This window comes from Bacteroidota bacterium, assembly GCA_016715425.1.
GTDB lineage: Bacteria > Bacteroidota > Bacteroidia > Chitinophagales > BACL12 > JADKAC01.
Window position 1 is genome coordinate 284,457 of sequence record JADKAC010000008.1, and the last position, 20,375, is coordinate 304,831.

Here is a 20,375-nt window from a genome sequence, read left to right on the forward strand (position 1 = left end):
TTAAAATAATACCGATAGCACCAAACATTAATTTTATCACTAACTCTACTCTCCGGCATATTTAAATACCTTATTGGCATTTTTGTTTGTTACTTCTACTATTAATTCCACAGGGTGTTCTAAAACTTCAGATAATTTTTTTGCAACCAGGTTTATGTAAGCCGGTTCATTGCGTTTACCACGATAAGGAACCGGTGCAAGATAAGGAGAATCAGTTTCTAACACTATTGACTTCAAATGATAATTTGACAAAACTTTGTCAAGACCACCATTCTTAAATGTTACCACTCCTCCTATTCCTATCATTAACCCGGTATTTATAGCTCGTTCCAATTGTTGAGTACTTCCTGAGAAGCAGTGAAAAATTCCTGTAAGATTTCCATCCTGATGTTTCTCTATTATATGTATGCAATCATCCGTGGCATTGCGGGAATGTATAATTATAGGTAACTGCATTTGCTTCGCCCAAATAATCTGTTGTTCAAATGCAGCAATTTGCTGATCCTTAAAACTCAAATCCCAAAAATAATCCAACCCTGTTTCACCAATACCGTAAAATGTTGTTGATTTATTTTGAAATTGTTCTTCCATTTTTTCCAACACACTTTTAAAATCTTCTTTCACGGAACATGGATGCAGACCAATCATTGGAAAACATTTTTCAGGATATTTAGAATGTAACTGCAACATCGGCTCAATAGTTTCTAAATCTATATTGGGCATATAAATTCTGATAACATCTTTTGCATTCGCTATCATATTATCTCTGTCGGCATCAAACTCCGGCAAATAAATATGCGCATGTGTATCAATTAAATTCATTCATCGCTTTTGGTAGAGGCTTAAAAGTAAAACCCTTTTCAGAAAAATATTTTAATACAAGGGGCAAGGCACCTAATACATTATGTTTTGCTTTTTCACTGTCGTGAAATACAACAATACTTCCTGATTCAGTATGTTGAATAACATTATCAGCACATGATTCCGGAGTTTGCGCAACATCAAAATCACCACTCAACACATCCCACATTATTATACGATATTGATTGCGCAAATGCTGAATTTGCTTTATTCCAATGCGTCCATAGGGCGGTCTGAATAAATTTGAATTTGCAAGTGTATTACAGGCCTCTATATTATTAATGTATTCTTCATCTTTAGATTTCCATCCATTCAAATGGTTATAAGTATGATTGCCAATGGTATGACCTTCATTAATAATTCTATCAAAAAGATCCGGATGTTTTTTAATATTCTCTCCAATGCAAAAAAATGTGGAAGCGGCATTGTATCGGCTTAACAATTCCAACACTTTTTCAGTAACCACCGGCACAGGACCATCATCAAACGTAAGATAAATTTCTTTTTGCCCAGACATATTCCAAATGAGTCCGGGATAAACTGCTTTCACATACCAAGGTGTTTTAATCCAATACATTTATAAACAATAATACTAATTTATTTTTCTAATCCATTTCTTGCAATGTCTTATGTGCGATGTTTTAACTTTGCGATGTGAGTACAGTAAAGAAAGTAAGATTGCGATATGCGCCCAGCCCAACAGGTCCTCAGCATATTGGTGGTATCAGAACTGCATTGTTCAATTATTTATTCGTAAAAAAAAATAACGGTACATTGATTTTGCGAAGTGAGGATACAGATCAAAGCAGGTTTGTTCCCGGTGCAGAAGATTACATTATTAATAGTTGCAAATGGGCAGGAATTACTTTTGATGAAGGCATACATATCGGTGGGCCATTTGCGCCATACCGACAAAGTGAGCGCAAGCATTTGTATCTGCAATATGCGCAGCAATTAATTGAAAGTGGCAATGCATATTATGCATTTGATACACAGGAAGAATTGGAAGATATGCGCAAGCGAATGACCGATCAAGGAAATCCTTCACCGGCCTATGATCATATCACCCGACAATACATGAAAAATTCTCTCACCTTATCACACGATGAAGTGAAAGAACGTTTGGCAAATAATACTCCTTATGTGATTCGTATTTCGATGCCTCGCAATGAAGAAATAAAATTTAATGATTTGATAAGAGGATGGGTGGTTTTTAATTCAAATCAGTTAGATGATAAAGTGTTATTTAAAAGTGATGGTATGCCTACTTATCACCTTGCCAATGTGGTTGACGACTACCTGATGCAAATAACACATGTGGTAAGAGGAGAAGAATGGTTGCCAAGTGCACCTACACATGTGATATTATATCGCTATCTCGGTTGGGAAGAAGCAATGCCTCTATTTGCACATTTACCTTTAGTATTAAAACCGGAAGGCAATGGAAAATTAAGCAAACGGGATGGCGACAGACTTGGCTTTCCTATTTATACTTTGGATTGGGAAAATCCATTGACCGGAGAAAAAATTTCAGGGTTGGCAGAGCGAGGATTTTTACCTGAAGCATATATGAATTTTCTTGCTATGCTTGGATGGCATCCCGGTGGCGATCAGGAAGTGTTTTCACCCGAAGAATTAATTGAAGCCTTCACTATAGAAAGAGTGGGTAAAAGCGGTGCACGATTCGATCCGGAAAAAGCCAAATGGATTAATCAGCAACATATAAAAATGCGGAGTGGCGAAGCATTAGCAACACTGCTTCAATCTACTCTGGATTTACATGAAATAAAAGCCGATAAAAATTATGTAGCCGCAGTTTGCGAATTAATGAAGGAGCGGGCTGTATTTATTCCTGATCTATACGAACAAGGCATTTACTTTTTTAAAGATGTGGAATCTTATGATGAAACTATCATTCGAAAAAAATGGAAAAAAGAAAAATCAAATATTTTTGAATCACTTGCCGAATTACTTGAAAATACAGATAATTTTACGGTTGAAAATTTAGAGAAAATTGTAAAGCAATTTATGACCGATAATCAATTAAATTCAGGAGAAGTAATGCCCATTTTAAGATTGGCTATGGCAGGTGGATTACAAGGCCCGCCGGTTTTTAATATGATGCATGTTCTTGGAAAAAATATTTCAGTTAACCGATTAATATTTGCAATTAAAAAATTTAATACCTTGCACTAAAATTTGAATGCTATGCCAAAGAAGAAACCAATGAGTGGAAAACCCGAAGTTCACAAAGAACTCGAAGGATTTGAAGTGGGCATTAATGAGTTCGGAGAAATTACTTCGAACATGCCAATTGATAAAATCAACAAATTCCTGAACAGTCATGTGGACGACAAAAAATTTCGTGATCTGGAAAACATCCCCTATGCTAAAAAGGGTGATGAAGAGGAAGACACGGACGATGATGATGATTTTGATGACGATGATGATTTCGACGAATTTGATGATGATGATGACTCAGGATTTGATGAAGATCTGGAAGATTTAGAAGAACTTGTAGAAGGTAAAGGAAAAGGAAAAGCCAAAGGGAAAAAAGGTAAGGATGAAGATGAAATTGAAGGCGATTTAAATGAAGAAGAATTTTTAGATGAGTATGCTGATGATTTCAGTGAAGAAGATGATTATAATTTCGACGATAACTAATAGATTTTAATTCAATGTTTTTTAAAGCCGTAATTTTTATTGCGGCTTTTTTTATTTTCTGAAGTGTAAATAAAATTCTTCAGTAAGATTTTTAAAAGTGCCTGAGTAAGTATTAGGTTTGTCACCTTCAATAATTATAATATTTTCCTGAACTATTGATTGTTGCTTTTTAATTTCTACAAGTATGCGAATTGGAGGCTTATCCGCTTTTGAATAAACAATAGTTTTTCGATGGCAAAACAATTTGTTATGTAGTGCTGATTTCAAAAATTTCTCTGCAGTTTCAAAAGGAAGAATTACTGCCAGCTTTCCGGTTTCTGAAAGCAAATGTTGAGAAGCAGAAATCAATACTTCACTATCAAGATTTTCTGCAACACGGGCAATGTTTCTTCCAATGTCAGCAACAGGAAATCCATTGCTGAAATATGGAGGATTGCAAATAATTAAATCATACTTCTTCTTACAAGTGTGAAAATAATTATGCAAATTCGAATGCAAAATATGAATTCGATTCGCCCATGGTGACGCCAACACATTTGCTTTTGCTTGCTCAACAGCATCTTTATTAATATCAATTCCATCAATCAATGCAATGCTATTTCGCTGTGCAATCATCAATGCAAGAATACCAGTGCCACTGCCAATATCAAGTGCATAAGAAACATTTTCTATATCAACCCAACTGCCAAGCAATATCGCATCCGTACCTAATTTCATAGCTACTTTTTCTTGTTGAATAGCAAATTGTTTAAATTGAAACATATATAAAATTTTAAATTGCTTTATGCTGGATCTCATTATAAATAAAAGGTAAATATCCCTACAGTGTCATTTTAAACTCGTAAATGGTTTATAACAAATATTAATATTCGTTTTATAAAACTATTATTTCTACATTTATTTCTCATAAAAATAAAATAGCAATGAAAAAAATTTTACTCCTCTCTATTTGTTGCGCATTTATATATACTGTAAATGCACAACTTGTGGTAACAGAAGAATCAAATGATACCACTTTTATTTATTCACTCGCAGGTCCGGGTGTTACTATTACCAATCTCACGAGAACATGTGGTGAATCGGGATCGGGATTTTATAATGCATCCTCAGCTTACGTTGGAATTGATGAAGGAATTCTTCTTACTTCCGGTACAATTGCAAATGCTCTCGGACCAAATGCAAACGGCGGAGCAAGCGGATTTCTAGATACAGATGGCGATGTCGATTTGGATGCTTTAATTCCGGGATATTATACTTATGATGCCTGTGTTATCGAATTTGATATGACAGTTGCCGCCGATACAGTCCGCATTTCTTATGTTTTCGGTTCAGAAGAATATTTAGAGTTTGTAGGCTCTGCATTTAATGATGTATTTGCATTTTGGGTTAGTGGTCCCGGAATTCCTGATCCTGTAAATATTGCAACCATTCCAGGAACTGATGTTCCAGTTGCAATTAATAATGTGAATGACATAAGTTATTCTGATTATTATGTAAATAATGGCGATGGTTATGAAGATCCTTATATGAGTGATAGTATGTATGTGCAATACGATGGATTGACAACAGTATTAGATGGCAGTATTGCAGTTACCGCAGGAGAAACCTATCACATGAAAATTGCAATTGCCGATGCAGGTGATATGATTTTAGACTCAGGTGTATTTCTTAAAACCGGTAGTTTAGGAAGCTTACGAATGGGTACTGCTTATTATGGCGATGGTGAAAGCAATAGTGCTGCCGAAGGTTGTTCCAATGGTTATATTGAATTCACGAACTATGTTCCAAGTGATATGGATTTAGTGATTAATTATTATGTAGCAGGTACTGCAACAGAAGGCGTGGATTATGAAGAAATTTCCAGTCAGATAATTATTCCTGCAGGAATGTCAACAGCAACTTTACCCATTATACCAATTGAAGATGCAGCAATTGAATCTGCAGAAACAGTAATTCTTTATTTATACAATCCGCAATCATTATATGTGTATGATAGTGTAATTGTTACCTTGCAAGATAAACTGAAATCAGATTTTACTTATGAAGCAACTGCAAGTGAAGTTACATTCAGTGATAATTCTGATGCAGCCGTTGAATACAATTGGGATTTTGGTGATGGTACTTCTTCTACAGGACCTAATCCAATTCATGCATATGTAGCAATCGGCACTTATGAAGTTTGCTTAACAATTACAAATGATCAGGGTTGTACTTCTTCTATATGTAAATCAGTTGTTATTGAAAGTGCACAAGGAATAGATGCATTGCAGGCAATTAATTTCCAATTGTATCCAAATCCTGCTACTGATTTAATTACAATTAATACTGAAATGATGGAGGGAACAATTGCCCTGCGTGATATTCAAGGTCGTTTGATATCCACTACATCAATTACAGGAAATACAACTACTGTTAATTGTAGCCAATTAACTCCGGGCATGTACACAATAACTGTTACTGACGGAAATAATACTGGTACACAATTAATTGAAATAAAATAATTAACTATTAATTTTTAAAAAAGCGGGGCATTCCCCGCTTTTTTTTATAAAAACTTTTTTGATTTGCCAATTTGCCGTATTTTGTCAAACTATGGTACGAATAATTGTTGCAACCGACTTTACACCGGCATCTAAGCATGCGGTGGAATATGCATTTAATGCATTTGATGCAGAGAACACTGCATTTATTCTTGTTCATGTAGTGCATGTGGATGGACCACCACCGGCTTTTATGTTCAATAAATTAATTGAATCACTGAAGTTAAGAGCAAAATATAAATTTGAAAATTTGCTTACAGAAATTACCCAACCGAAATTTTCTAAAATCATTAACCGAATTGAATATGGTTCTTCAGTACATTCTGTAATTGAGAAAGCTGCACGGGAAGAAAATGCAGATTTAATAATTGCAGGTGCAGGGATGCGTCATAATTTAGAACAAATGGTAATGGGTGATGTGGCAACACATCTTGTTTCTTACAGTGCTTTTCCAGTTATTATTGTTCCGCAGCAAGCAGCTATTAAACGTATTGAAACTATTGTGAATGCAACCGGTGTAGAACAAACGGAAGGAGATTTTATGCGGATGATGAAATTTGCAGAAATCTTAAAAGCAAATGTTACTATGCTGCATGTTTACAATAATGCCGACCGAGCAAATAGTATCCAGGCAAAAACAATTCAAGAATTAGCAATGGATAAATATGGATTTAATAATGTGCGATTCGAATATGAGGTCAACACAAGTGCAGTAAAAGGAATTATAAAATATCTGAATAAAACAAATCCGGATTTGTTAGCTGTATTCCCCCACAAACAAGTTTATCTGGATCGTATTTTCAGCCATAGAATTACCAAAGATTTGGCAGGAAAATCGGCAGTGCCAATGCTTGTTGTAAAAAATTAAAATCATGGTGTAATATTTTTATATAACCATTTTATTAATTGCCTTTTATTTACCTTCACCGCAAAATTTAATACATACTATTATGTTAAAAATATTAGCTACCTCTGATTTTTCAGACGCATCAAAACATGCGCTTCGATATGCAATAAAAATTACCGAAAATATTCAAGGCGAAATCGTTTTATTAAATGTGGTTTATATGGATGGGCCACCTGCAGCATCCATGTCGTCCATGTTACTGGAATCAATGAAAACAAAAGCCTATTTTAAATTTCAGGAATTCGCCGAAAGTTTGGACTCAGAATTTGGCAGAAAATTAAATTTACAATTACGAGTTGAAATAGGATATCCTGTTGCTCGCATTATTGAAAAAGTGGCTCAAGAAGAAAATGTAGAATTAATTGTTCTCGGTAGAAAAGGATTAACTGGTTTAGAAAAAGTGTTTATTGGAAGTGTTGCCGCACATGTGGCAATGAACAGCAAGTATCCTGTATTATTGGTACCTGCAAAAGCAGAGTTAAAACCTGTAAAAAAAATGGTAGATGCTTGCGACTTATATCAAACTGAAGAAGAATTTGAAACAGTAACTTACTTTGCCTCTAAACTAAATGCTACCATTACTATGTTGCATATTTTTTCAGATGAGGAACAAAGAAATAAAAATAATTTTACCGAATTAGCTTCAACTATGCAGGAAAAATTTCATACTCATAATTTTAATTATGCCTCAGAAGTAAATTCCAATGTAGTGGAAGGCATTGAACATTATTTGCAAAATAATTCAACTGATATGCTTGTGGTATTTACACACAAACGTTTGTTCTATGAGCGCCTGTTTAATAGAAGTGTAACTAAGGAGTTAGCAAATGAAATAGATATTCCGGTTCTGGTGTTAAAGGCTATTTAAAATTTTAATTATACTATTGAAATTTCATAGTATAAACCTTTGGAATTGATGTTACCTGCTGCTCAAATAATTTTGATATAGGATAAATGTTATCCGGTATTTGTTTACATTGAAGAAAAAGAATTTTATTCGACAGAATAGTATAAATAAAAATATTCTATCTTCAATTTAAAGGGTTACAATCTGGAAATTGTTTTATCCAAAATTTTAATTATTCTAAATTATTCAAATGCAATTAAAACTATCCATACTTACATTTTTATTCTGCGTTGCTTCGTTGTTAAACGCACAAACAAATGCTCGTCCGAAATTAGTTGTAGGAATTGTGGTTGATCAAATGAGTTATGATTTTTTGTATCGCTATTGGGAAAATTATAGCGATGGTGGATTTAAACGATTAGTAAAAAATGGTTTCTCTTGCGAAAATCATCATTACAATTATATACCTACTTATACTGCTCCGGGACATGCAAGTATTTATACCGGTTCTGTGCCCGCTGTTCACGGAATTATTTCTAATGATTGGTACGATAAACAATCTGGAGCATTTATGTATTGCTCCGGTGATTCATCCGTAAAAGGTGTTGGATCGACTCTGCCCGCTGGAAAAATGTCACCCGTAAATATGTTGACCACAAGTATTTGCGATGAACTGAAAATTGCATCCAATAATAAATCAAAAGTGATTGGTATTTCACTAAAAGACAGAGGCGCAATTTTACCTGCAGGTCATACTGCAAATGCAGCCTATTGGTTTGATGGAAATACAAATGCATGGATAAGCAGCACTTATTATATGCAAGCATTACCGGATTGGGTACAAACATTTAATGGAAAACATTTAGCGAATGATTATATTTCCAAGGATTGGAATTTATTATTACCTGAAATAAATTATACAAATAGTACTGTAGATAATGTGGAGTGGGAACGCAGAGATGAAGGAGAAACAACATCTGTATTTCCACATAAATTATCAAATGCAAAATCAATGGAAGCAATTAAAGGCACTCCTTTCGGCAATTCATTAACTACAGATTTTGCATTGGAAACAATTGCTCAGGAAAAATTAGGCTTTGGAAATTCTACCACGGATATGTTATGTGTAAGTTATTCATCTACTGATTATGTAGGACATTATTATGGACCGTATGCCATGGAAACAGAAGATACTTATATTCGATTAGATAAAGATTTAGCAAGATTATTTGAATTTTTAGATTCAAAAATCGGCGACGGAAATTATTTGGTATTTCTTACCGCCGATCATGGTGTTGCGCCTGCCGCCGGACACATGCAATCATTAAAAGTACCTTCGGGATTAATAAGCTCCTCCGCTTTACAAACACAAATTGATTCTGTAATGAAAATCAATTTTCCAGTAGATAATTTGATAGCCAATTTTTCCAATGATCAGATTTTTTTAAATCATAAAAAATTAGCAGAAAATAATATTACGGTTGCTATGATTAATGATGTACTCTTTAATTATTTAATTACAGTTGATGGTGTATCCAATGTAATTAACCTGAGTAATATCGCCAACGCAAAACTTCCTGATGTTTATAAAACGATGGTAGTAAATGGTGTGAATGCAAAACGCAGTGGAGATATTGAAATCTTATATGAAGCTAACTGGATGGGATCTTATAAATATGGAACCACGCATGGCAGCATGTATAATTATGATACACAAGTTCCACTGTTATGGTATGGTTGGAAAATTCCGAATGGAAAAACATGGCGCAAAACTGAAGTAACAGATATTGCCCCCACATTAGCAGCGATGTTACGCATAAAAGCCCCCAGTGGATGCATCGGCAGAGTTATAGATGAAATGAAATAATTTCTGGATAAACTATTAGTACATAATGATGGTTGAGTGCAATAAGTAATTACAATGAATACAGAAACTGATTTACATATTCCGGAAGCCATGCGCAAAACAATGCGCTTATGGGCAAGTGGTGTAGTAGTAGTTTGTTCTACACATAAAAAGATGCAGAGTGGCATGACGGTAAGTGCATTTGCATCCATCACTCTCGATCCTCCGCATGTACTTGTTTGTATAAATAAAAATGCAGGCACATTAGAATTGATTCGCAAATCAAAAAAGTTTTCTGTTTCCATTTTAGGTGAAGATCATTTAGATATTTCAAAACAATTTTCAGGTGAAAAAATTTTACCTGAAGGAAAAGATCGCTTTCATAATATCGCCACTTTTACTGCAACTACCGGCTGCCCTATTTTACAGGAAAGTATTGCATGGTTAGATTGTGAAGTATTTCAAATTCGCAATATGTCAACCCATGTAATTGTTGGCGGACAGGTATTAAATACAGGACAAACAAATCATCAGGCAAAACCATTATTATATTACGATCGCAATTATCGTCGCATGTCTGTGGATCATCATATAGAATAGATTTACAGCCTGTAACTTTATGCTGTGATACAAATATTCTGGATAGCAATTGGTGGTGCAGTAGGTTCTGTATTGCGCTACTTCATGAATTTAGCAGCCTTTGAATTTTATAAAGGAGAATTTCCAATAGGCACTTTATTAGTAAATGCAATCGGTTCATTAATTATTGGTTTATTATGGAATGCAGCGCCTCAATTAAATGAATACACAAAAGCATTTTTATTCGTCGGTTTATTAGGTGGCTTTACCACATTCTCTTCCTTTTCTTTAGAAACAATACGATTAGTTGAAAATGATGCAATTGGTATTGCATTAATGAATGTGCTATTAAATAATGTGATAGGAATCAGTTTATGCTTTGCAGGTTTATATTTGGGCAAAGTAATTTTTCATTCATAAAAATTGTTGTTTGATAACGTATTGTTTTAAATCTTAATTTTATTTCTTAATTATTTGTAATGCAAAAGAAAATCGCACTCAGTCTTGTCATCGGTACTACTTTATTAACTCTGATTGTTTTAATGATTCTTGCAACCAGAAAAAAAGATACACAAGAAACAACATTGCCCGAGCCAACTGAAATTAATAAACAACAAAAGGAAGGGAATGAAAATAAAAAAGATCGTGAGGAATGGATAAAAATTATGCATGCTGCTGCACCGGGAACTGATTGGAAAAAAATGGATGCAGAATTGCGTTTTCAAAAAATGCAGGAACGTGCAGAACAATATAAATTAAAAGGTACTCGTGCAGGCGAATGGGATACACTTGCAAATGATAATCTCATCGGCAAATGGAATGAAGTAGGTCCCTTTAATGTAGCAGGTAGAATGCGTGCATCCGAAGTAGATTTTACAACAAATACTGTATATGCATTTTCACAAGGTGGCAACTTATGGAAAAGCGATTTAGATGGTGCTAACTGGAGTGTAATTAATGATGGATTTAATGTGCAAGATGCAATTTTTTTACGCAAGATAGATACAATATTATTGATGGCTGCAAATAATTGGGGCACTCAAGGATTTTATAAAACACATGATGAAGGTATTACATGGACACAAGCAACAGGACTGGATGATGTGTCTATATGGGGAAATATTTTTGATGTGGAAATGCTGAATGATACAGCACACACTATATTATTATTAGCATTGGAATGGGATTATGATGCTTGGGCATGGAACACTTGTTTGTATCGTTCCATTGATACAGGAACCACTTTTAATAAAATATTTTGTTGGGATGAAGCGACGTATGGTAACTCAAATAAATTCGCATTGTGGACTCCTCGTTATGGAATGCCGATAGCATATATCGCAGCAAAAGATAGTTTATTAATGGTGGATGCGGATGCAACTATTACTACTGTTGGAGCACTGCCAACCACAACAGGAAATGTATATATGTTGAGCGGATTTCAAAATACAACAGATACATATTTATACTTAGCTTCTGCAAATTGGACAACGAATAAAACTACTTTTTATCGCTCTGCGGATGCAGGTGTTTCATGGGATGAAAAAGGCATAGTAAACTTTACTTATTTCAGTTTAAATAGTTTTAATGCCTCTCAAAAAACAGAAGGCAATTTATGGTATGGTGGCGTTAATTGTGTGAGAAGCAGTAATGGAGGAACTACCTTTTCTACAATCAATGAATGGTATGATTACTATGGTCAAGAAGCGACAAAACTGCATGCGGATATTCCTTTTATTCAATCGTATTTAGATACAATAACAAATGCTGAAACATTATTAATTAGTACCGATGGTGGTTTATTTAAATCTGCAAACTACGGAGTGAGTAATACAAATATTACTTTAGTTGGAATGCGCAATGCACAGTTTTATGATGTATATACTTATAAAGCTTTACCTGAAATAATGTATGCCGGTGCACAAGATCAGGGATACCAACAAAGCATTTATGATATAGGTGGTAATTATTATTTCGAACAAATTTATAGTGGTGATTACGGACATCTTGTAAGCTCCGATGGCGGCGATAATTTATGGATGAATTACCCCGGATTTACAATGCTTGCAAAAAGTGGAGTTGACTTATATACCTGGGATTTTCTTGGCTATGGAAATTTATGGATACCTCCTTTAATGGCCGATCCGTTGAACCCTGAACAAGTGTGGCTGGGTGGTGGAAGTGCAACTGGTGATTCTTATTTGTACAGAGTGTATTATACAGGTGGTGGATTAAACTATGAGAAAAAAACTTACAACTTTAGTGCAGGTAGTGCAGGTTCAATTGCCGCTATAGCATCATCAGAATTAAATACAGATTATTGGTATGTAATGACAAGTAAGGGTTACTTTTTTTATAGCACGGATGCAGGAGTTACATGGACAAAAAATTCCGTATTCGATGGTCCTGACAGTCATTACTTTTATGGTAGCAGTATTGTTCCTTCCAAAACTGATTTAGGTACTGTTTATATTGGTGGAAGTGGTTACAGTAATCCCGCAGTTTACAAATCAACAGATAACGGTGTAAGCTTTACAAGTATGAGTGATGGACTGCCATACACTTTAGTATATGATATGGATATTTTACCCGAGGATAGTTTATTATTTGCAGCAACAGAAGTGGGGCCTTATGTATATATACCTGCAGAAAATTATTGGTATGATTTCGCAGGATTAGATGCGCCATATCAAGTGTATTGGAGTGTTGAATATGTAGATACAATTAAAACATTGCGATTCGGTACGCATGGTCGTGGAATTTTTGATTTTAAATTATTTGAAGAAGAAATTATAGAACCTCCGGTAGCAATTCAAAGTATTCCGACTAAAGATAATTTTACTGTTTATCCAAATCCTGCAACAGAGCAATTGCAAATAGTAAGTGAATTATATTTTCCTTCAGCAATTATTTCTGTGTTTAATGCAAGTGGTAAATTAGTAATGCAACAACAAAATGTAGGATTAAATAAAAGTGTGCCTTATATATTATTATTAAATCAACTCAGTGCAGGGGTGTATTATTTAGAAGTGAATACGGGCAATAAAAAATCAGTTCAGAAATTTATTAAATCCTGATGCTATATAAACTGTGTTTGTCAATTGTGTTTGCTGCAATGTTGAATTCAATTTCGCAAAGTCAAAATATTATTGATACAAGTACAATTGATTTTAATAAGCCGTTAACCGGAGAATTTTTTCGCACTTATCCCCGACAGTTTTTAGATAGCAATAAGCAGTATATCGCCGATTATTATTATGATTCTATTTACGATATACTATCGCAACTTCCGGATACTTGTATTATTGAAATTGGTGCACACACAAGTAGCGTTGGTACTTTGCAACGCAACTTGAATGTTTCGCAAAAACGAGCAAATTTGTTTGGAAACTATTTAGTAACCATCTGTCAATTTCCTCAAAATAGATTAGTACCAAAAGGATATGGTGAATCACAATTATTAAATCATTGTACGGACGAAGTGGAATGCACTCAAGAAGAACAAATGAAAAATGTGCGTATGGAATTTAAGATTATTGAAAAGAAAGAATAGACTTTACAATTCATTTCTCCCAGAGTTACTTGAAGAGAACTCTGTAATAACATCAAAGCTTATGAGAATACTCACTACTCAATACCCGATACTCACTACTCGATACTCTCTACTATTCCACCATCACATTCTCTGTATGCAACAAAATATTTTCCTGATAACACTGCAATAAATAAATACCTGTACTGAAATTGTTGAGTGCAATTTTTTGTATTTCTCCGGCTAAAAATTCCTGCTCCGAAATTTTATTACCTATTAAATTATAAATAACTATGCGCACCGGAATTTGTGTTTCGGTGATTGCAGTTAAGTCAATAAATAATTCGTTGGTAGTTGGGTTTGGAAAAACTTTTATTGCAGATGTAATTTCGGTATTTGCATAGCGCATATCTTCTTCCGTTTCTGCATCAAATACTTCGGGTATATCTATTTTGTTTATGAGTTGCAAAATATTTTCTGCTGCAACTCCTGATGGACTTTGTTTGCCGTGTAAAGATTCTATTATTGCTAATTCTTTTTCGGTTAATGAATCTAAATTTCTGCCATTGCTTTGCATGTTAATCAAAACTTCCATCAGTGATACAAAATCCTGTGTGGCAAGTTCATCTGTTGCCAATGTTTTTAATTGTGCATTTGCATTTTCAAAATCACCGGTTAGCATATACACTTCTACTAATCGCTGTTGTGCCCATTGTGCTTCTTCATTTTGTAATATGGCAATTGCTGAATCCGTTTTTTGTTCTGCAATATATAAGTCAACTGCTTCTGTAGTGTAATATTCTTTTTCTGCTTCAAAAATACTGAGGTCTTCTTCTAATTCTTCTACCGTTAATTCTGATGCAGAAAATGCAATAGCATCAATTTCAGATGTAATTGTATTTATTACATCTTCTATCTCTTCTGCCATACTCATCATCATAGATGCCGAACCGGAACCTTCGAGATAAGATGGACATGCATCACCTGCTGTGCTGTAAATATTACACTGATCTAAAGTGACTTTAGTTGATTGATAATACATCGGATCTAAATCAATATGATGGCGATATATAAATGGCTCTGCGGCACTTAATACTCTTATATCTCCGTTCGGATCCACCTCATTCGAAAAAACATTTCCGGCTGGCGCCTGCACTCTTTCAGCTAATGGATAAGATGCATTCAGGCATTTACCTTGATTTTCTAATTCGCCGCTTGTAACGTAAATATTGAAGAAATAAATATTATCAAATATATTACACTTTAATTGGAGTCGTTTATTTATAGTTTGACTTCTGATTCCTGTTTCTAAATTTATAAAACTGTTTTTATAAATCTTTGTAACGGCATTTGAATTATTGCCTACATAAATTCCGGCATTATATGGTAAGGCAAGAATAAAGGTACCGATACCTTCAAAACTATTTTCTTCCACTCTGTATCCTTCACTCTGTTCTAAATACACTCCATAATTATTCACTAATGCATGATCTGGGACATAATATGTATTTAGAAAAACAGAAGAATTTTCAACATTGCTTAATAACACACCTCGTTGATTATTATCAAATACATTATAGGTGATAGTAATATCTAAAGGCAGATAGCGTGTATTGGCTGCTTCAATTGCTCGGAAAAATCCCGTAAAATTAGAGTTATCATAATGTTCGCAAGGTGAATAGGGATCGGTGCAATAATTACTCACTTTGTATGTAGCATCTACAGAATAGATGGCTTCGCCTCTTTCGGTAACGTCTGTTTGTGCGATACCATTTGTAAAATCGCAACCTAGAAAATCTATGCCATCCACATCCCAAAGAAAAATTTGATAGTCAGAAATATCTTCAAACATATATGCATCATCCATACTGAAAGTGCAGTTTTTGAAATACGAAATATTATCATCATCCGTATCATATGCTCCGCCTACAGGATAATCATAAGGCATAAAACGAATTGCGAGTTGATTATTAATAAGTGAAGAAGATTCACCGATAATTATTCCACCACGAAATGCAGATGCATCACCTTCGGGTGTAGATTTATAAGTGCTGATTGCAGTTTCTGCATTTATTATTCTGCTGTCGTTGTTTAAATACACCACTCCCTGATCATCGCTTGCTGATGGATAAGTTCCGTTTAAAACATTTGTAACTAATGGATGAGGTTTGGAAGTATTACCCCATACTTCAATACCAAGCCAGGGCTCGCAATAATTTACAAGAATAGCACTATCTAAAATTAGAGCAGCACCACGCTCCACAATTATAGTATGCTCTTTAGGAATGCGGATTTCACAATTTTGAATGGTTAATCTGCCACCGGGTTTTATTCGAATATCTCTGCCAATGTCATTGCTTTGCGACCATGTTATATCACCTGTTATTTCAAGTGCAGGAGCACCCGGGCGGCTGTAATATGTACCGATGGGAAGTGGGGTTTCCCAAATGCCAAAACCGTAGGTACAAGCACGTAATGTCATGGTGCAATAATTTATTTCTAATTCATTCACACTACAATAAGGCAGCTTATCCTCCGTATCATAACACTCCCATTGCTCTTCAGTTTTATTCCAAATGTAAACACCTACATCTGTTCCGGCAAAAATGATATCATCTGAACCCTTTAAATATTCCAGACACAAAACAGGATTTGGTGGTAAGCCCTCAGAGCGATTAGTCCAGATATTTGTTGATTTATCATAAAAATATACTTTGCCCACTTTAGCCAAAGCATCATCCTCTAATATATACTCCAAAATTTGACCATTACCTCCTTGTGTATTTCCACCAAAAGAAACCCAAATCTGATTAGGATTATCACTATTTATTTCAAGGTCGCTTGCAAATGCCAAATCAAATTGATTTGAAATTCCATTTGATGGGTCTTCATCTTCATCAAAAAATGGGGTTATATCATTCCAAAAAAAATATTCATTGCCAATGAAACTCGGATCATACTCTTGATATACAATCTTCACCGGATCTGCATAAGGTGTACCTAACAATCTTTCTTTTTTAGTTACATAATAACATGCTGTTTTACCCGGTGAAGGATATTCTTCAACACATTTATAAGCCGTTAATACATTATTTGTAATTCGTTCGGAAGGGGGCAAAGTATTCCATTTATGAAAAGAATAAGTAATGGCTTCATATGAAGTAGATGTATTCACATAATCCGGGTACATAAAAACATCAGTAGTTCCATTCCATATACGATCCTGATTATCAAAATTCAAAGGACGTAAAGCATAGTTATCAAGGGCAGAACCTTCATCAGCACCATCAGCTTTGGAATAAGTGATCGATTGTGTGACATTAGTTGAAAAAGTATAACCTTTAGTATTAGCCGGATCTTTTGTACCGAAACTATTGGTAATTAAAACGCCTCTATCTACATCAGTTGTAGAAACAGCACAATCGTAGCTATCACCACCTGGTCCCTGATAAAAAGTTGGATCATTTGGTAGTGTTGTAGATATCATTCTACGTTTTGAGTTTCCATCAACGGCAGTAGCTAAAACTCTTTCCTTTTCCAATTCGGAATTTCCGAATCCAACAAATTCCGTTATGGATAAACCTACACCATTAATATTATTCCAATCACTATCACTGTTTGTGTTTAATAAATCCTCTGCCATACTTACCCCACCGTCATGAGCTATGAAGCATATATACTTACCAGCACTAAAATCATATAGTGTTTTTACATCCCGAACATCAGTATGGCAATTTGACCCAAAACCAGCGTAGTTACTGATTGAAGAAAAACTGAAATCGGAAGGTGTAGAAGGAATTGAAGCTCTTTGCATTCTATCTTGACTTTTGCCAATAAAGCATTGATCATTAGTAGTTGAGCCATCACCCGGTATTACTTCAAAATAGGAGATTACGCCGCTACTAAGTAAATCAGTGCTGATAGAATAAGTAGAACCTGCATATGGTGTAGGCAAAGTAAGATCATAATGGGTTAAATAGTTATCATGTCCAACCTTAGTATTAGTTGCATCATAAATATTAAATAGAAAAATTGTATAAGCCTTATTTGGTGTGGGTATGGAAGTCAATACAGTCATTTCATAATGACCATCAAGAGGCACAGTAGGTAAATGAGGAATGTTAAAACTATACCAATGTTCACTGCCGTCCTTAGAATAAATATAGTCGAGATTTGAACCCTGTGATGGGCTCACAACAATAAATTCATCATTTCCAGGTACCAGATCTACTTCTCCTATCCTGTGGTTATCATCAGTTGTGAATTCATCAAGGTCAGCAAAGACATATTCACCAACATAGGATGGTCTGCTTTCCCAGAAACCGCCGACATTCCTGCAAAATAATTTTTTGTTATTTCCTAACCAAACCTTATCTGATTCATCTTCAAGAAAAATTTCTGTTGTGAAATAATCACCATTAAGCTGATAATCCGACGGATAACTTTCTACTTCATTCCATACATACCCACCATCATCGGAATAAATAAGGCCTGCATTATAAATATTCAGATCTGAACCTGTAAAGGTTGAAACTGCATATAATATATCATAGGTATCTTCAAATCTTACTATGCCATCTACACCCAAAGCAGGTATACTGTAACCTGTTATATTGCTCCATGTACCGCCTCCATCTGTTGTCCGCCATAAACCACTTGCACGGGTGCCAATAATTATATTATTTAAATCGCTTCTATCCGGTGAAATAGCAGCTACTCTTCCCATTACATTACCATCTATAAATTCAAATGGCCCCATTGCTTTCCAGTCAGAAGGGAATTCTGAATCAGTACAAGTTATAGTCTGAGACATAATATAACACATGTTACAAACACATAGGATTAAAATGAATAAATAGCTTTTCATATCTTTTATTTTTAATGTTGAATGACAATTTTTTTATATTGTAAAAACTCATTGCAATATACAAGTACCATATATAAACCAGGTGCAAGGTTTGAAACATCCATAGAATAGGTATAATTAAATTCTGCTTCTGCTAACTTTCTGCCTTTCATATCTATGAGCACAACATAATTATTATAACATGGCGAAATATCTTGATTCATAGTTATTGTAATTTGATGTTGGGTTGGATTGGGATATACTGTGAAAAAATCTGGTGTTATTGAAGGCTCTTGAACAGAAACAGTATTCAAATCAAAGCGAACTATCCATGAATCAGTGTAACCCGACGATAAACTTGGAAAGCCACATTCAATGTCCATATCAGGAAAGCTATCAGGCACAACACAACTTATGAAGCAAGTAATATAATTTTCATCCACAATCAAATTGCCTAGTAATGTACTTACATCACTTTTGTTATTATTGAATTTACCTCCAAAGTTGCGGCTCCATAGCAGATTGAAATTATGATCTGTAGCCATGAGCCAATAGTCGTTATAGGCTCCATCATTATAGTTTCCGGGCAGGTCACCATCAGGGCTGTAACTGTACCCTAACAAATAATAATTACCTGCTTCGTCAGCAACTACTCTTAACAATGCATCATTTTTACTACCTCCGAAATTTTTGATTGTATTGAAATGAAGTGAATCATCTAATACTGCAATTACACCATCTTCCATTCCAAAACTTTCTACATAGTTGCTACTATCAGCTACTACATTAACCAGCAATACTTTACCATCATGTATTTTAGATGCACTAATGTATCCCCGTATTTCATTATCACCTGAATAATAGGATTTCTGATTAATATTGCCAGAAATATCAATTTCAAAATACAATACTTTGGCATAATCATCTAAACCTACGCCTTCAAAATCAATATCATCAGAGGTGCTGGCTACGGCAAAAAAATATTTCTCAGAATCTATTTCAACACTTGAAATCACATAATCAACAGAAGTCCCCCCAATTACTTTCAACCATTCAATATTACCTGCACTATCGGTTTTAAAAATAAGAGCATCATAAAAAGCCGATGCGCCGTAATGAAATGGAATATCACCATCTGAGGAACCCGTATATCCGGTAATCAGAAATCCGCCGTCCTGCGTGGCAATGCAACCTGTAATATAATCCTTAGCGCTTCCTCCATAACACCTACTCCATAATTTATTGCCATCTACATCCGTTTTCAATAAGAAAATATCTCCGGCATCACTATGATTATCGGTGAAATCACCATCAGTTGAGCAGGTTCCACCAGCAGTCATTATTGTTCCATCAGGCAAGGGTATAATATTGGTTATTCCGCTTCCGCATGTGTTTCCTCCAAAATATCTTTGCCAAATGATCTCTAAATCAGATGTAAACTTGGTGAGAATTGCAGGCACTGATAATTCATAGAGCCCTTCAGCATCACCATCAGGAAATCCATAGACTTGAGAAGTAAGGATACTACTATCGGCTAACTTTATTACGTCAATGAAATAATCAACTCCACTTGATCCAAAACATCTCTGCCATACTATCTCCGGTCCTGTGGGTAATTGTGCATTTATAGTAAAAGCAATTGCAAGTAAAAATGAGGTGATATAATATTTTGCTTTTTGCATAATGGAAGAATTGGAAAGGAAGGTAGGGATTTTTTGTTAAATAAGAAAGAATAGAATACGGGCTTTTTTGT

General features: G+C 34.7%; 14 protein-coding genes and 1 pseudogene. 10 read left to right on the top strand and 5 right to left on the bottom strand.

What is annotated here, in order from left to right; all coding sequences use genetic code 11:
* Nucleotides 1-45: 45 nt before the first annotated feature.
* Both IPN31_15315 and IPN31_15320 read right to left on the bottom strand, forming a co-directional pair.
* Nucleotides 46-822, bottom strand: a complete 777-nt coding sequence (locus tag IPN31_15315; protein ID MBK8683244.1) for a TatD family hydrolase — start codon at nucleotides 820-822, stop codon at nucleotides 46-48.
* Complete coding sequence (locus IPN31_15320) at nucleotides 809-1,438, bottom strand: polysaccharide deacetylase family protein (GenBank protein MBK8683245.1); 630 nt, start codon at nucleotides 1,436-1,438, stop codon at nucleotides 809-811. Before IPN31_15320 ends, IPN31_15315 begins: the two co-directional genes overlap by 14 nt.
* 77 nt (nucleotides 1,439-1,515) lie before the next feature.
* Here IPN31_15320 and IPN31_15325 point away from each other — a divergent pair, with 77 nt between their 5' ends.
* Together IPN31_15325 and IPN31_15330 are read left to right on the top strand one after the other, a co-directional pair.
* Nucleotides 1,516-3,057, top strand: a complete 1,542-nt coding sequence (locus IPN31_15325; protein MBK8683246.1) for a glutamate--tRNA ligase — start codon at nucleotides 1,516-1,518, stop codon at nucleotides 3,055-3,057.
* Nucleotides 3,058-3,069: 12 nt separating this feature from the next.
* Nucleotides 3,070-3,336: pseudogene (locus IPN31_15330) on the top strand (hypothetical protein).
* Nucleotides 3,337-3,576: 240 nt separating this feature from the next.
* Here the strand turns inward: IPN31_15330 and IPN31_15335 are convergent.
* A complete protein-coding gene (locus IPN31_15335; protein MBK8683247.1) occupies nucleotides 3,577-4,287 on the bottom strand; it encodes a methyltransferase in 711 nt (236 codons plus the stop codon).
* A gap of 161 nt (nucleotides 4,288-4,448) precedes the next feature.
* On the opposite strand from IPN31_15335, the gene IPN31_15340 reads away from it, so the two are divergent.
* From IPN31_15340 to IPN31_15375, 8 genes are all read left to right on the top strand, one after another.
* Complete coding sequence (locus IPN31_15340; GenBank protein MBK8683248.1) at nucleotides 4,449-6,026, top strand: choice-of-anchor L domain-containing protein; 1,578 nt, start codon at nucleotides 4,449-4,451, stop codon at nucleotides 6,024-6,026.
* Nucleotides 6,027-6,117: 91 nt separating this feature from the next.
* Nucleotides 6,118-6,933, top strand: coding sequence for a universal stress protein (locus IPN31_15345; protein ID MBK8683249.1), 816 nt, complete (start codon nucleotides 6,118-6,120; stop codon nucleotides 6,931-6,933).
* Nucleotides 6,934-7,015: 82 nt separating this feature from the next.
* Nucleotides 7,016-7,840 carry a universal stress protein gene (locus IPN31_15350; protein MBK8683250.1) on the top strand — a complete coding sequence of 275 codons (825 nt, stop codon included), beginning with the start codon at nucleotides 7,016-7,018 and terminating at the stop codon, nucleotides 7,838-7,840.
* Nucleotides 7,841-8,069: 229 nt separating this feature from the next.
* A complete protein-coding gene (locus IPN31_15355; GenBank protein ID MBK8683251.1) occupies nucleotides 8,070-9,686 on the top strand; it encodes an alkaline phosphatase family protein in 1,617 nt (538 codons plus the stop codon).
* 54 nt (nucleotides 9,687-9,740) lie between these two features.
* Nucleotides 9,741-10,265, top strand: coding sequence for a flavin reductase (locus tag IPN31_15360; GenBank protein ID MBK8683252.1), 525 nt, complete (start codon nucleotides 9,741-9,743; stop codon nucleotides 10,263-10,265).
* Nucleotides 10,266-10,289: 24 nt separating this feature from the next.
* Nucleotides 10,290-10,664: a fluoride efflux transporter CrcB gene (gene crcB, locus IPN31_15365; protein MBK8683253.1), complete on the top strand. Its 375-nt coding sequence runs from the start codon at nucleotides 10,290-10,292 to the stop codon at nucleotides 10,662-10,664.
* A 59-nt stretch (nucleotides 10,665-10,723) separates the two neighbouring features.
* The gene (locus tag IPN31_15370; protein MBK8683254.1) at nucleotides 10,724-13,321 is read left to right on the top strand and encodes a T9SS type A sorting domain-containing protein; all 2,598 of its coding nucleotides are present in this window, start codon (nucleotides 10,724-10,726) and stop codon (nucleotides 13,319-13,321) included.
* The gene (locus tag IPN31_15375) at nucleotides 13,321-13,797 is read left to right on the top strand and encodes an OmpA family protein (GenBank protein MBK8683255.1); all 477 of its coding nucleotides are present in this window, start codon (nucleotides 13,321-13,323) and stop codon (nucleotides 13,795-13,797) included. The genes IPN31_15370 and IPN31_15375 overlap by 1 nt, the downstream gene beginning before the upstream one ends.
* 112 nt (nucleotides 13,798-13,909) lie before the next feature.
* Here IPN31_15375 and IPN31_15380 read toward each other — a convergent pair whose 3' ends face one another.
* Nucleotides 13,910-18,589, bottom strand: coding sequence for a T9SS type A sorting domain-containing protein (locus IPN31_15380; GenBank protein MBK8683256.1), 4,680 nt, complete (start codon nucleotides 18,587-18,589; stop codon nucleotides 13,910-13,912).
* Nucleotides 18,590-18,654: 65 nt separating this feature from the next.
* Nucleotides 18,655-20,304: a T9SS type A sorting domain-containing protein gene (locus tag IPN31_15385; protein ID MBK8683257.1), complete on the bottom strand. Its 1,650-nt coding sequence runs from the start codon at nucleotides 20,302-20,304 to the stop codon at nucleotides 18,655-18,657.
* Between the last annotated feature and the right edge of the window lie 71 nt (nucleotides 20,305-20,375).